The organism is Vagococcus sp. 211, from assembly GCF_056322705.1.
Genome location: NZ_CM150475.1, coordinates 17,869 through 31,643, shown reverse-complemented (window position 1 = coordinate 31,643; position 13,775 = coordinate 17,869). Strand labels below are relative to the sequence as shown.

The 13,775-nt window shown below is 35.5% G+C and carries 20 protein-coding genes; all 20 read right to left on the bottom strand.

The window, feature by feature from the left end; all coding sequences use genetic code 11:
• Position 1 precedes the first annotated feature (1 nt).
• The gene (locus tag ACVWM0_RS00255; protein ID WP_476472655.1) at positions 2-847 is read right to left on the bottom strand and encodes a hypothetical protein; all 846 of its coding nucleotides are present in this window, start codon (positions 845-847) and stop codon (positions 2-4) included.
• Between the two features lie 7 nt (positions 848-854).
• On the bottom strand, positions 855-2,201 hold the full coding sequence (locus tag ACVWM0_RS00250) for an AAA family ATPase (protein ID WP_476472654.1): 1,347 nt from the start codon (positions 2,199-2,201) through the stop codon (positions 855-857).
• 88 nt (positions 2,202-2,289) lie between these two features.
• Positions 2,290-2,619: a hypothetical protein gene (locus ACVWM0_RS00245; protein WP_476472653.1), complete on the bottom strand. Its 330-nt coding sequence runs from the start codon at positions 2,617-2,619 to the stop codon at positions 2,290-2,292.
• Positions 2,620-3,170: 551 nt separating this feature from the next.
• Positions 3,171-3,563 carry a 30S ribosomal protein S9 gene (gene rpsI / locus ACVWM0_RS00240; protein WP_476472652.1) on the bottom strand — a complete coding sequence of 131 codons (393 nt, stop codon included), beginning with the start codon at positions 3,561-3,563 and terminating at the stop codon, positions 3,171-3,173.
• Between the two features lie 13 nt (positions 3,564-3,576).
• Positions 3,577-4,020, bottom strand: coding sequence for a 50S ribosomal protein L13 (rplM, locus tag ACVWM0_RS00235; protein ID WP_476472651.1), 444 nt, complete (start codon positions 4,018-4,020; stop codon positions 3,577-3,579).
• Positions 4,021-4,158: 138 nt separating this feature from the next.
• The gene (truA, locus tag ACVWM0_RS00230) at positions 4,159-4,914 is read right to left on the bottom strand and encodes a tRNA pseudouridine(38-40) synthase TruA (protein ID WP_476472650.1); all 756 of its coding nucleotides are present in this window, start codon (positions 4,912-4,914) and stop codon (positions 4,159-4,161) included.
• A 63-nt stretch (positions 4,915-4,977) separates the two neighbouring features.
• Complete coding sequence (locus tag ACVWM0_RS00225) at positions 4,978-5,775, bottom strand: energy-coupling factor transporter transmembrane component T family protein (protein ID WP_476472649.1); 798 nt, start codon at positions 5,773-5,775, stop codon at positions 4,978-4,980.
• Positions 5,776-5,785: 10 nt separating this feature from the next.
• Positions 5,786-6,649, bottom strand: coding sequence for an energy-coupling factor ABC transporter ATP-binding protein (locus ACVWM0_RS00220; RefSeq protein WP_476473711.1), 864 nt, complete (start codon positions 6,647-6,649; stop codon positions 5,786-5,788).
• Positions 6,625-7,464 carry an energy-coupling factor ABC transporter ATP-binding protein gene (locus tag ACVWM0_RS00215; protein ID WP_476472648.1) on the bottom strand — a complete coding sequence of 280 codons (840 nt, stop codon included), beginning with the start codon at positions 7,462-7,464 and terminating at the stop codon, positions 6,625-6,627. Before ACVWM0_RS00215 ends, ACVWM0_RS00220 begins: the two co-directional genes overlap by 25 nt.
• 296 nt (positions 7,465-7,760) lie before the next feature.
• Positions 7,761-8,147: a 50S ribosomal protein L17 gene (gene rplQ / locus ACVWM0_RS00210; RefSeq protein WP_476472647.1), complete on the bottom strand. Its 387-nt coding sequence runs from the start codon at positions 8,145-8,147 to the stop codon at positions 7,761-7,763.
• 32 nt (positions 8,148-8,179) lie between these two features.
• The gene (locus tag ACVWM0_RS00205; protein ID WP_476472646.1) at positions 8,180-9,118 is read right to left on the bottom strand and encodes a DNA-directed RNA polymerase subunit alpha; all 939 of its coding nucleotides are present in this window, start codon (positions 9,116-9,118) and stop codon (positions 8,180-8,182) included.
• Between the two features lie 78 nt (positions 9,119-9,196).
• Entirely contained in the window at positions 9,197-9,586 is a 390-nt protein-coding gene (gene rpsK / locus ACVWM0_RS00200; protein WP_476472645.1) for a 30S ribosomal protein S11, read from the bottom strand.
• 26 nt (positions 9,587-9,612) lie between these two features.
• Entirely contained in the window at positions 9,613-9,978 is a 366-nt protein-coding gene (gene rpsM, locus ACVWM0_RS00195) for a 30S ribosomal protein S13 (protein WP_476472644.1), read from the bottom strand.
• An 18-nt stretch (positions 9,979-9,996) separates the two neighbouring features.
• The gene (rpmJ, locus tag ACVWM0_RS00190; RefSeq protein WP_009488082.1) at positions 9,997-10,110 is read right to left on the bottom strand and encodes a 50S ribosomal protein L36; all 114 of its coding nucleotides are present in this window, start codon (positions 10,108-10,110) and stop codon (positions 9,997-9,999) included.
• Positions 10,111-10,142: 32 nt separating this feature from the next.
• Positions 10,143-10,361 carry a translation initiation factor IF-1 gene (infA, locus tag ACVWM0_RS00185; RefSeq protein WP_071457745.1) on the bottom strand — a complete coding sequence of 73 codons (219 nt, stop codon included), beginning with the start codon at positions 10,359-10,361 and terminating at the stop codon, positions 10,143-10,145.
• A 212-nt stretch (positions 10,362-10,573) separates the two neighbouring features.
• Positions 10,574-11,227, bottom strand: coding sequence for an adenylate kinase (locus ACVWM0_RS00180; protein WP_476472643.1), 654 nt, complete (start codon positions 11,225-11,227; stop codon positions 10,574-10,576).
• A gap of 56 nt (positions 11,228-11,283) precedes the next feature.
• Positions 11,284-12,582 (bottom strand): preprotein translocase subunit SecY, encoded by a 1,299-nt coding sequence (gene secY / locus ACVWM0_RS00175; protein ID WP_476472642.1) that lies wholly within the window; start codon positions 12,580-12,582, stop codon positions 11,284-11,286.
• Positions 12,582-13,022 (bottom strand): 50S ribosomal protein L15, encoded by a 441-nt coding sequence (gene rplO / locus ACVWM0_RS00170; RefSeq protein WP_476472641.1) that lies wholly within the window; start codon positions 13,020-13,022, stop codon positions 12,582-12,584. The genes secY and rplO overlap by 1 nt, the downstream gene beginning before the upstream one ends.
• A 43-nt stretch (positions 13,023-13,065) precedes the next feature.
• Positions 13,066-13,245: a 50S ribosomal protein L30 gene (gene rpmD / locus ACVWM0_RS00165; protein WP_476472640.1), complete on the bottom strand. Its 180-nt coding sequence runs from the start codon at positions 13,243-13,245 to the stop codon at positions 13,066-13,068.
• Positions 13,246-13,256: 11 nt separating this feature from the next.
• On the bottom strand, positions 13,257-13,757 hold the full coding sequence (gene rpsE / locus ACVWM0_RS00160; protein WP_476472639.1) for a 30S ribosomal protein S5: 501 nt from the start codon (positions 13,755-13,757) through the stop codon (positions 13,257-13,259).
• Positions 13,758-13,775: the final 18 nt, after the last annotated feature.

Here is a 13,775-nt window from a genome sequence, read left to right as displayed (position 1 = left end):
CTTATGTAATTACATTTTCTATTCTTTGTTTTAAAAATTCTAGTTTTGAAATATCAATATTTTCCTTTAAATGCCATTCTAAATCAGATCTCCTAAATCCCTTTCCATAGGGTTTTAAATGTAAAAATAAACTACATAATAAGTGTTTTCCACATATTAAATCAAAAAAATCATCATTTTCTTTCAGATATTTTTCTTCCATTATTCGTTCTAAATCTGAAATATTGGGTAATTCTTTTTCAACTTGTAGCCTCAATGATTCATAAGCCTGCGATACTACTTTACCTGTTGTATCTTCAAAAATTTTATACTCTGATTCTCCTACATTAGGTATCCCTAATTCATTTTCTTGAATGATACAATACATGATAAAAATAGATTTTAAATCATTTACTGTCTCTTCTAACCATTCTTCAAATTTAATTATTTCTTCTACCTCTTTATCTAATTTTTCTAATTTACCCTTCATAAAAGATACTGTAGCTTTTCTATCAACATAATAATTTTCTATATTATATTGTTCCAAATAAACTAAATTAGGATGGTGTCTGACTTCAATATTATTTAAATATTTATCGAAATCACCATCTACAATGAATATTTTAGGAATTTCACTATCCATTTTTCCATTCTCAATAAATTCATCCATAGCTTTAATCACATTGATTTTCCCGCCCAAAGGAAATATTTCCGATATTTCATATTTCTCTTCAAATAGTTTTTTTAATATCGTTTCATACTCGTATTCTTTCCCCACATCTTCAACAAAAATATCCAGTTTATTTACACCTTCAAAGAAAATATATCTGGATATAGCACCTTCACTTGAATATACTAATTCTTCCATTTACAAACTATTCTCCTAACACTTTTTCTAACTTATACATTTTATCTCTATGTCTACCTACAATTTCTGGTGAGTGTGTTGCAAATATCAATTGAATATTATTATTGATTTTTAATGTTTGCTCTATAAATAATTTTTGCCAAGTTAGATGTAGTGATAATTCAGGCTCATCAACTATAAAAATACCATTTTTTCTATCATTAACTCCGAATATTAAATTAGCAAAAAAGATAATTAATTGTTTTTCTCCTGATGATAATTTTTGGACACTTAATTTACTTTGATTATTTGGTATCTTAAAATAAACCCCAGGCTGACCACTAGTTTCAATTATTATCTCTTTACTATCAATATCACCTGTTCTGGTTAAAAAACTATTTAATGTACTACAGAATAATTCCAAAGGTTTTTCTGCTTGCTTTTTATCTTTTTCCATCTTTTCAGCTAGTTCAACAACTTTTCTTATTTTAGATATCTCTGAATATTGTAATACTAAATCAATGGGAAATGATTTGGATTTCCTATCACTCTCATCAATTATTTGATTATATTTTTCTATATAGCTAGAAAAGAAATTATTATATTTTTCTATTTCTCCTTCATTAATTAGCTTTAAATTGGTCATTATATTTAAGTAAGATTCTTGTGTTTCTAGTATTTTTTCTTCATTTGAATTCTCTATTTCATTCAATATATATCCAAAATTTTGCTGGTCTGAATAAATATTAATTGATGTTTTTAAAATTTTATCTCTAAATTCATTATTTAAACGGTTAATTTTATTATTTATAGTTAAAATTTTATTAACAATGAGTTCTTGAACTCGTGTTAATGAGGCATCTTTTGTTACATAGAACTCTTCTTCTATCGCCTCTTCCTCTATCCAATATTTTTTCCTGATTGGTCTTCTTGGATCAATATCAGCTGATCTACTTAAAGGTAGATAAACGTAGTTAAATAATCGAGAAATTTCATTTAATATATTATTTTCATGAAAATACTCATTTAATAATGCTCTTTCTCTTGAACCTCGAAAATTTAAATTATCTAATTTTAATATATGTTCATCTCTACCCTCAAAAGTTATTTTTAATTTATTCTTTTCATCTGGATCTCTTTTTATTTCAATAGCATCAACATTATTATTGTTACTGGAATAATTCAATTTAATATTTTTAAAGTCATAAACGAATAATTCATATATTTTTCCAGTTACAATACTGGTGACTATATTTAGTATTGTAGTTTTTCCACATCCGTTACTTCCATACAAAAAAGTTATATCTTCATTAAAATCAACATCATAATTATAAATACCATGTAATTTTTCTATGCATAATTTTTCTAATTTCATTTTTTCTCCCAAATTCATTAGTTTTTTTTAATATTCTTACTTTTATATATTATACCACTAATAATTTTTTCCATATATTTTTTCTGTTTTATATTCCAAACTCTTCCCTTAAAGTCGCACTTCCAGCCCAAAAATTTTCATACTTCTTACCTTCTTTTGTACCACTTTCATAGAATTTGATTTCTCCTATTTCAATAACACCCTTTTTAAAAGAAAATTTCTCTTTTTCTAGCTCGCTAATATCAATTCCATCAAGTATATCACTAGAATTTAATTCATTGGAATTTTTAGACATTTTCATATTTAGATAATTTTTATAAACAATCTCTAGTATTCCTTCACTTGTAGGAGGATTATACTGTGCTGATTCTGCTACTTTATATTTTTTCTTATCGTCACTAGATGAAACTATTTCCAACTTATCTACTTGTATATCTTCACTAGAATTTTTTGATGTTGTCAGTGGTTTAGTTTACTCATAATAGTAAACTCCTGATAAATTTTTCTTTCCACAACCCGATAGAACTATCAAACTAACAATGGCTAATAAAATACTTATTTTTACTGTTTTCATAATCCTTACACTACTTAGATTCCTATCCATATATAAAAGAGTGGATTAAAACTAATATAGTTTTTCCAGCCTCTATGTTTAACTTATTTTTTGATGTGTTAAATACTGATATCGTCGAAGTTACAGCCGTAACTATAGCACTTCTTTCTGTTACTTATACAGATGCCAAATTTCGTTCAGCTAGGTTATTTGGTATTCTGTATTTAGTTCGTTCTCTAATAAATTAAATGCTTCTTGTAACGTTGTCGCTCTTTCCTCTTTTATAAGTTGATGCAATCTATTAACAGAATAAGAATCATAAAATTTAATAGGTATCCTGTTAGGTAATCAAGTCATAAAAAAAAGACACCTTCCAAATAAATGGAAAGTGCCTTTGATATTCTGTATAAAACGAATTAACGTTTTGAGAATTGTGATGCTTTACGAGCTTTTTTAAGACCTGGTTTTTTACGTTCAACCATACGAGCGTCACGAGTTAATAAACCAGCGCGTTTTAATGGTCCACGGAAGTCAGGATCTACTTCTAATAATGCACGAGAAATACCATGGCGAGCTGCACCTGATTGTCCTGCATATCCTCCACCGTTAACGTTTACGAATACGTCATATGCGCCTTTAGTTTCTGTTAAAACTAATGGTTGCATGATAACTTCACGTAAGTCAGCATGTGGAATGTATTCTTCGATATCTTTGTTGTTCATAACAACTTTACCTGTACCTGGTACTAAGCGTACACGTGCTACAGATTTTTTACGACGGCCTGTGCCGATATATTGTACTTTAGCCAATGAAATTCCCTCCTTAAATTAGGTTTGTAATATCTAGTACTTCTGGTTGTTGAGCTGCATGTTTGTGTTCTGCTTCACCATAAACGAATAATTTAGACCATTGTTTACGACCTAAAGTATTTTTTGGTAGCATACCTTTGATAGAAGTCTCAACTAAACGACGAGAGTTTTTCTCGCGTAATTCACCAGCAGAAACTGATTTTAAACCACCTGGGTATTGGCTGTGACGGTAATACATTTTGTCACTTGCTTTGTTACCAGTTAATTTTACTTTGTCTGCATTGATTACTATTACATAGTCACCAGTGTCTACATGTGGTGTGAATGTTGGTTTATTTTTTCCACGTAAGATAGATGCTACTACAGTAGATAGACGTCCTAAAGGTACATCTGTTGCATCCACTACATACCATTTACGATTAATTTCGCCATCTTTGGCCATATATGTTGTACGCATGGGTGTTTTTCCTCCAATTTTTCTTCTGTTGTTTGGCAATACATAATAAGTTTCCGGGGCTCACCATGTGGCAAACAATACCATTAACCATATTATATTGATTTCATTGATATGTCAACAAAAATCAATGGGTTTTTTTTACTTTTTTTCGCCGTCATAACGGACTTCCATTAAAAATAACCCCTCAGGTTGTGCGGTTGGTCCTGTCATTTTCTTGTCTTGATGCGCTAGGGCGCGTTGAATAGCGTCTTCTGGCAACTGTCCATTACCTACTTTTAATAACGTCCCCACTAACATGCGAACCATTTTATAAAGAAAGCCATTCCCACGAAAAATAAAGAGAAGTTCATCTGGTCCCACCTCTTCGATGGTTACTTCATACACGTGACGTGTTTTGTCTTCTACAGCACTCCCAGTTGCACAGAAAACGCTAAAATCGTGTTCTCCGACGATATCCTGAGCCGCATGTCTCATCCGGTCCAAATCTACATCAAATGTATAATGTGCCGCATAATGGCGTTTAAAGGGGTCTCTGGACTTCCCTAAATCCACGTGATAATGATACGTCTTTTCTGTGGCTAAATAGCGGGCATGAAACGCATCGGACACTTTTTCAATGGACTGGATTTGAATATCCGGTGGTGTTTGTGTGTCTAAAGCAAAACGTAGCTTTTCTTCGGGCCGATCTTCTGGAAAATCAAAGTGAATGACTTGCCCTTTGGCATGAACCCCTGAATCCGTTCGACCTGAAGGATGAATGACCACGCTTTTTCCTCGGTTGAATCTTTTAAGCGTCTTTTCTATTTCTGCTTGCACCGTATTGGCATTTGGCTGAACTTGAAAGCCGGCATATTGTGTTCCATCGTAACTTATCACTGCTTTATATCTTGGCATCACTAAATAACTCCTTTAAAAAAACAGCCCCTAAGTGATTTAGGCACTGTTTTATCTTATTTATTAAGAACGTAAGAAGATCAGAGCCGCTGTCAAAAGACCAAAAGCGATCATGACAAACGTATCTTCTTTCTCCCAGCGTAAAATACGGTATTTTGTACGGCCATCTCCACCATTGTAACCTCTGGCTTCCATGGCTGTGGCTAATTCTTCTGCTCGGTTAAAACTGCTGACAAACAAAGGAATTAATAATGGCACAATTGATTTCATTTTTTGCATCAAGTTACCTTCACTAAAATCAACCCCACGTGCTCGTTGTGCGTTCATGATTTTTTCTGTCTCGTCCATTAACGTTGGCACAAAACGGAGGGCAATCGATAGCATCAGTGATACCTCATGAGCGGGGAATTTCACCACTTTTAAGGGCCGTAACAGGTACTCGATGGCATCTGATAAGGATAATGGTGGTGTGGTTAAGGTTAACAGTGTGGACATGAAAATGATGAGAACGAAACGGATAAAAATATACGCCCCGTTTTTTAGCCCAAACTCACTGATAGTAATCCATCCCCATTGAAAGTAAACATGATCTCCTTGTGTGAATAGAATTTGCAAACTCACTGTAAAGAGAATTAACCATATTAAGGGCTTCACCCCTCTTAGGAAGAATCTCATATTAATTTGTGATAATCGAATGGCTAGTAACGTAAATAAAAACATTAAGCCAAAAGAATAAAAATTGTTACAGATAAAGATAATTCCAATAAAATAAAAACTGGCAATTAATTTCGCTCGAGGGTCCAAACGATGGACAAATGAATCACCAGGAATATAACGTCCTAAAATAAGTTTATTCATCATAGCGATTCACCTAACTCTCTTTTCTATTGATTTCTTTTGCTAACTCACTGGCTAGCTCTTTGGCTGTCAACGGTAATTTGTCAAAGGTCATCCCTTTTTCCATCAAGTCAAAAGCAAATTGCGTCGCTGTTGGGACACCAAGTTGCTTTTCTTTTAACCAATCGATGTCTTTAAATATCTCTCTTGGATGACCTTTGGTGTGGATGCGTCCCTTTTCAAGTACCACCATATAATCGGCATATTCAGCCACGTCATCCATTAAATGGGTCACTAAAATAATCGTAATGCCTTTTTCTTTATGCAAACGATAGAACATATCCATCATGTCTTTGCGTCCCTTTGGATCTAAGCCAGCTGTTGGCTCGTCTAAGATGACTACTTCTGGTTCTAGGGCTAATACACCCGCAATGGCTACACGCCTCATTTGGCCTCCTGAGAGGTCAAATGGAGAACGTTCCATATAGCTTTCATCTAGTCCTACTAATTCTAGCATGTCTTTCGCTAATACTAGGCTTTCTTCTTCTGATACGCCAAAATTACGTGGTCCAAAAGCAATGTCTCGGCCCACTGTTTCATCAAACAATTGTGATTCAGGAAATTGGAACACAATGCCCACTTTTTTTCTCACAGGTTTGAGATTTTTATTATCCGTGTTAGGCTCAATAACCCGGTCACCAATAACAACTTTCCCTTTTGTCGGCTTAAGTAACGCATTCAAATGTTGTAGTAAGGTAGATTTTCCACTACCTGTGTGCCCAACAATCGCTGTGTAACTATTACTTGGAATATCCAAGTTAATATCAAATAGCACTCTTTGTTCAAATGGGCTATTAGGTTGATAGGTAAAGTCTACTTCTTCAAACCGGATGTCCATAGCCAATCAACCATCCCTTCTTCTGTTAGATAGGTGTCAGGGACGTCTACGCCCTCTTGACTCAATGCTGCTTTTAATTTTTCTGGAAAGGGCACATCTAAGCCTAACTCAATTAATTTTTCCCCTTGAGAAAAAATCGCTTCAGGCGTTCCCTCACTAATCAGCTCACCCTCGCGCATAACAAGTACTCTATTCGCGTAAGCTGCTTCATCTATGTCATGAGTTATGGAAATAACCGTTAGATTCGATTCTTCTTTTAATTGCTTAATCGTATTGATTACATCGTTACGTCCTTGTGGATCAAGCATAGATGTTGCTTCATCTAATATAATCACATCAGGTCTTAACGCAATAACTCCTGCAATGGCCACGCGCTGCTTTTGACCACCTGATAAACGGGCAGGTTCTTTTGTAGCAAAGTCCGTCATTCGAACCTTTTCTAAAGCGTCAGCCACTCTCAACACCATTTCCTCACGTGGTATTCCTTGATTTTCCATACCAAAGGCCACATCATCCTCTACTGTTGAGCCAACAAATTGATTATCAGGATTTTGAAAGACCATTCCAATCATTTTACGAATGTCCCAAATGTTTTCCTCAGACACCTTTTCGCCTTTAACATAGATACTACCTGCACTAGGAGAGATTAGTCCGTTAATCGTTTTGGCTAAAGTTGATTTACCTGAACCATTGTGACCGATAAGAGCAACCCATTCCCCTGGATATATGTCCAAAGAAACATTTGTTAGGGCTTGCTTCCCTTCTTCACCATGGTATTTAAATGTAATATCTTTTAATTCAATTAAAGGTTTCATTCTATGTCTCTTCCCCATACTTTCCTTAATTTCAAAAAAATGCTTCATTCTATTCTTAAATAATTAAAAATACAAGGAAACATTTTCACGATAGGTACGACTGCTTTCATCCTATCTGATATTAAAATGATTGACAATTTAAAACGCTTAAATTTCGGTATAAAAAAACCACTTCATATGATGAGAGCATGCCCCTTGACATACATCAAGGGACAGCACCGAGCTAGACTCGGAGATAAATCTCCAACATCATAACACTCTAAAAGAATCATCTATAAAGTGATGCATAACAAATATTAAACTAATTCAATGATTACCATTGGTGCAGCGTCACCGCGACGTTGTCCTTTTTTAAGGATACGTGTATATCCACCTTGGCGATCAGCATAGCGTGGTCCTAAATCGTCAAATAACTTTTGTAAAGCAGTTTCTTGAACGATGTTTTCTCCTGATTCGTCTACACGAGCTTCTAACATTTCGTTTCTCACGAAAGTAGCAGCTTGACGACGGGCATGAAGATCTCCGCGTTTGCCTAAAGTGATCATTTTTTCAGTAGTTGAACGAATTTCTTTAGCACGAGCTTCAGTCGTTTCAATGCGTTCGTTAATGATTAAATCAGTTGTTAAATCACGTAACATTGCTTTTCTTTGGCTACTTGTGCGACCTAATTTACGATAACTCACGTCGTGTTCCCTCCTCTAGTTCATTTAAATGATTAATCTTCTTGTCTTAACTCAAGTTCTAAATCAGCTAATTTAGCTTTTACTTCTTCAAGTGATTTACGACCTAAGTTACGAACTTTAATCATTTCAGCTTCTGATTTATTTGTTAATTCCTGTAACGTGTTGATACCAGCACGTTTTAGACAGTTGTATGAACGAACAGATAAATCTAGCTCTTCTATTGTTGTTTCCAACATTTTTTCTTTTTGTGTTTCTTCTTTTTCGATCATAATTTCAGCATTTTTAGCTTCGTCTGTTAGGTTAACGAAAATATCTAAATGCTCAGTAAGAATCTTAGCTGATAAGCTAATAGCTTCCTGAGGTGCGATAGAACCGTCAGTCCATACATCTAAAGTTAATTTGTCAAAATCATCACGACGACCTACACGTGTATTTTCTACTTGGTAGTTTACACGTTTAACTGGAGTGTAGATAGAATCAACCGGTAATACACCAATTGGCATATCTTCCGTTTTATTTTCATCTGCTTGAACATAACCACGACCAGGTTTAACAGTTAAACTTGCGCGGAAAGTTGCTCCTTCAGCTACACTACAAATAAATAGATCTTTATTCATAATTTCAACATCGCTATCTGTAATAATATCCCCAGCAGTTACGTTAGCTGGACCAGTGATATCAATCTCAAGTTTTTTCTCCGTTTGAGCATAAAGCTTTAACGCTAAACCTTTGATATTCAGAATAATTTGGGTAACGTCTTCACGCACACCTTTGATTGTTGAAAATTCATGTAATACACCATCTATTTGAAGGTTGGTGATTGCAGCACCTGGAAGAGAAGACAATAAAATACGGCGTAGGGAATTCCCTAAGGTTGTTCCGTAGCCTCTTTCAAGTGGCTCGATGACGAACTTGCCATAATCTCTATCTTCATCAATCTTTGTGATTCTTGGTTTTTCAAATTCAATCATTCTCATCTATACCCCTTTCAAAACGAAAAGTGTCCTGTTCAATGACGTTAATGTTCCACATTATCAATGAATTACTCACTAAACACGACGGCGTTTTGGAGGGCGACATCCATTATGAGGAATTGGAGTAACGTCACGAATTGCTGTCACTTCTAATCCTGTTGCTTGTAATGAACGAATTGCTGCTTCACGACCAGAACCTGGTCCTTTTACAGTTACGTCAACAGATTTCAAGCCATGTTCCATTGCTGCTTTTGCTGCAACTTCAGCGGCCATTTGAGCTGCGAATGGCGTAGCTTTCTTGCTACCTCTAAAGCCTAAAGAACCAGCTGAAGACCATGCGATTGCATTACCATGAACATCTGTAAGCATTACAATTGTATTATTGAAAGTAGAATGGATATGTGCCACACCAGTTTCAATATTCTTTTTCACTCGACGTTTTCTAGAAACTTTTTTTGCTACCATGAAGCTTTAAACCTCCTTCACTTTAATTATTTTTTCTTACCAGCGATAGAACGAGCTGGTCCTTTTCTTGTACGTGCATTGTTTTTAGTATTTTGTCCACGTGTTGGTAAACCACGACGGTGACGAATACCTCTGTAAGATCCGATTTCCATTAATCGTTTAATGTTTAAGTTAACTTCACGACGTAAGTCACCTTCAACTTTTAATTTATCTACAGCAGCACGAATTCTGTCTGTTTGTTCGTTAGTTAAATCACGCACGCGAATATCTTCAGATACTTCTGCTTCTGCTAAAATATCTTGAGCTGTTTGTTTTCCGATACCAAAAATATAAGTAAGAGAAATAACAACACGTTTATCACGAGGGATATCTACACCTGCAATACGAGCCATTTTCGTTTAAACCTCCCTTTAACCTTGACGTTGTTTATGTTTTGGATTTTCACAGATAACCATAACTCGACCTTTGCGTCGAATTACTTTACATTTTTCACAAATGGGTTTTACTGATGGTCTTACTTTCATGATTATACCTCCTTAAATTTTACGGAGTACAATTATTTAAAGCGGTAAGTAATACGACCGCGTGTTAAATCATACGGAGATAATTCAACTGTAACTTTATCCCCTGGCAAAATACGAATGTAATGCATTCTGATTTTTCCAGATACGTGGGCTAAAATTACATGGCCATTTTCCAATTCTACTTTAAACATTGCATTCGGCAAAGTTTCGACGACTGTTCCTTCGATCTCAATCATATCTTCTTTCGCCATAACTAGTACCTCCTTATACATTGTTTTGCATCTGACAACATGCTGACAAATTTATAAAACTGACACTCATTCTTTATTCATTTCCAACTTTCGTATTATAGCATGAAAATGCTGATAATGGAAGCTGGCTGCAGTTTTTCACTGCAAAAAAATCATTTGATCTTCGAACAAGACGAGCAAGTTAAGAATGTCGATAACTAGCTTTGGCTAGATTAGTTTTTAGGACTGATCAACGCATTGACATCTTGGAAAACTTCTTGAATCGCACGATTACCATCAACCGTGTGTAACACGTTTAAGTTTTCGTAATGAGCCAAGATTGGTTTAGTATTTTGAATGTTTACAGCTAAGCGGTTCTTAACTGTTTCTGGTTTGTCGTCTTCTCTTTGATAAAAATCATGACCACCACAACGATCACAAGTACCTTCCACTTTTGGTGGATTGTTTACTTTATGATAGGTCGCGCCACAAGATTTACAGATAAAACGACCAGCTAAACGTTCTACTAACACGTCTTCTTCAACATGAATGTTTAGAACATAATCGATCTTCTTGCCTAATTCCTCTAAAATTTTATCTAATTCTTCTGCTTGAGCTAGTGTACGAGGAAATCCGTCTAACAAAAATCCTTTGTTCGTGTCAGCTTGTGCCAAACGATCTTTTACAATGCCATTTGTTACATCATCAGGAACTAATTCGCCATTATCAATAAATGATTTAGCTTTGATTCCTAATTCTGTTTCATTCTTCATTGCATCACGAAACATATCTCCAGTGGAAATATGTGGGATTTCATATGTATCAATAATTCGTTCTGCTTGAGTTCCTTTACCTGCTCCGGGTAACCCCATTAAGATGAGATTCATATGTGTTCCTCCTTAAGTTCGAGAAAGGTGCTGAGGTAACCCTCAACACAACCCTCTTACTCTCTGATAAAACCAGTGTACTGGCGTTTTAACAGTAACCCTTCTAGTTGTTTGTTAGTATCTAACGCCACACTAATGACGATTAATAAACTAGTACCACCTAAACCAATTGATGGAGGTAGGTTCCAAATATTTTGAGCGATAATTGGAAGGATTGCTACGATTCCTAAGAATAACGAACCAACTGTACTTAACTTCATTAATAAAGTTGAAATAAATTGCTCCGTGTCTTTCCCAGGTCGTACACTTGGAATATAGCTTCCTTGCTTTTGCAAATTCTCAGCTACTTTTTCAGGATTAACCTGAACAAATGCATAGAAGAATGTGAAAGCGATAATCAGAATCGTATAAATTATTCCACCAGGAATGGTTGAATAATTAAATATTGTTGATAGCACTTCAAACCACGTTTTACTACCTTGCGTTGTTTGGAATGCTGTTAGTATAGCTTGAGGTGTTGCGATAAATGAACTAGCAAAGATTACTGGAATAACTCCAGCCGCATTTACTTTTAATGGTAAATAACTACTTTGTGGTGCACCTGCAACACGTTTTGTATATTGAATTGGGATCTTCCGTTCAGCTTGTTGTACATAAGTTACCATGATTACCACTAGTATAATGGCTACCACAAGTGCTAAGACAAAGAACACTGATTTAAGCGTTTCACCTTTATCAATATTGACAAAGAAAGCTTGGTAGATTTCTTTGACATTACTTGGGAATTTAGAAATGATACCTGCAAAGATAATCATCGAAACCCCATTACCAATCCCTCGTTCAGAGATCTGTTCACCCATCCAGGTCACAAACATCGTACCTGCTGTTAAGATAATCCCAATACTCACATAAGTGTAAACACTAGGAGACTTAACTAAACCAGCATTAGAATAAAAGTTAAACCCTGCTGTAATAGCGATGGATTGAATAAATCCTAATACTAATGTCAAGTAACGTGTAGCTTGGTTCAACTTACGTCGTCCCACTTCACCCTGTTTTGACCATTCAACGAACTTAGGAACAATATCCATCTGTAACAATTGAATGATAATAGAAGAAGTAATATATGGAGAAACTCCCATTGCGAACAACGAGAAATTTTCCATGGCATTACCACTTACTGTATTAAACATCGTCACTAAAGCAAGTTCGTTTAATTCAACGAGTGCTTTAGCGTTGACGCCTGGTACAGTTATATGTGCTCCAACCCTAAACGCGAAGAGAATGAAAAGTGTAAAGAATATTTTGTTACGAATACCCTTCTCCTTAAACGAATCCTTCAACAGTTTAAACATTAGATCACCTCTACTGATCCACCAGCTGCTTCAATTGCTGATTGAGCGGATTTAGAGAATTTAGCAGCTTTAACAGTTAATTTTTTAGATAACTCGCCGTTACCTAAAACTTTGATTCCTGCTTTAGCATCTTTAATAATGCCTGCTTCGATTAAAGTAGTTGGTGTCACTTCGGCACCATCTTCAAAACGATTTAATACATCTAAGTTTACGATTGCGTATTCTTTACGGTTAATGTTTGTAAAACCGCGTTTTGGCAAACGTCTGAATAATGGTGTTTGACCACCTTCAAAACCTAAACGTACGCCCCCACCTGAACGTGATTTTTGACCTTTTTGTCCACGACCAGATGTTTTACCGTTACCAGATGATGGTCCACGTCCTACACGATTACGTACATGTCTTGATCCTTCTGCCGGATGTAACTCATGAAGTTTCATTAATTCGGCACCTCCTTAAACTAGTTTCTGAAAATGTGTTTCGTTAAATTTCTTCTACGTCCACTAAATGAGATATAGTATTAACCATGCCTTTGATGGCAACGTTGTTAGGTTTAACAACTGTAGAATTGATTTTTCTCAATCCTAAAGCTTTAACTGTATCACATTGGTTTTGAGGACGTCCAATGATACTACGTTTTAACGTAATTTTTAATTCACTCATTTTTGGTCCTCCTATCCGATTAATTTCTCAACAGATACGCCTCTTAATTCAGCGACTTCTTCTGCTGTCTTCAAGCTGCTTAACCCTTTAATTGTTGCGCGAACAACATTAATTGGTGTGTTAGAGCCTAAAGATTTACTTGTAATATCAGAAACGCCCGCTAACTCAAGTACGGCACGAACTGGTCCACCAGCTGCTACTCCCGCACCGGCTACCGCTGGTTTCATTAAGATACGACCGCCACAGAAAGTTCCAATAACTTCATGAGGGATTGTCGAACCAACCATCGGTACTGCGATGACATTTTTCTTTGCATCTTCTACTGCTTTACGAATTGCTTCTGGTACTTCTTGCGCTTTACCAGTTCCAAATCCGACATGACCATTTCTGTCACCAACTACTACTAAAGCTGAGAAACGTAAACGACGTCCACCTTTTACAACTTTAGATACGCGGTTGATAGCCACAACGCGGTCTTCTAATTCGAATTGTTGAGCTTCTACATTAACCATGAATGGTGTTCCTCCTTC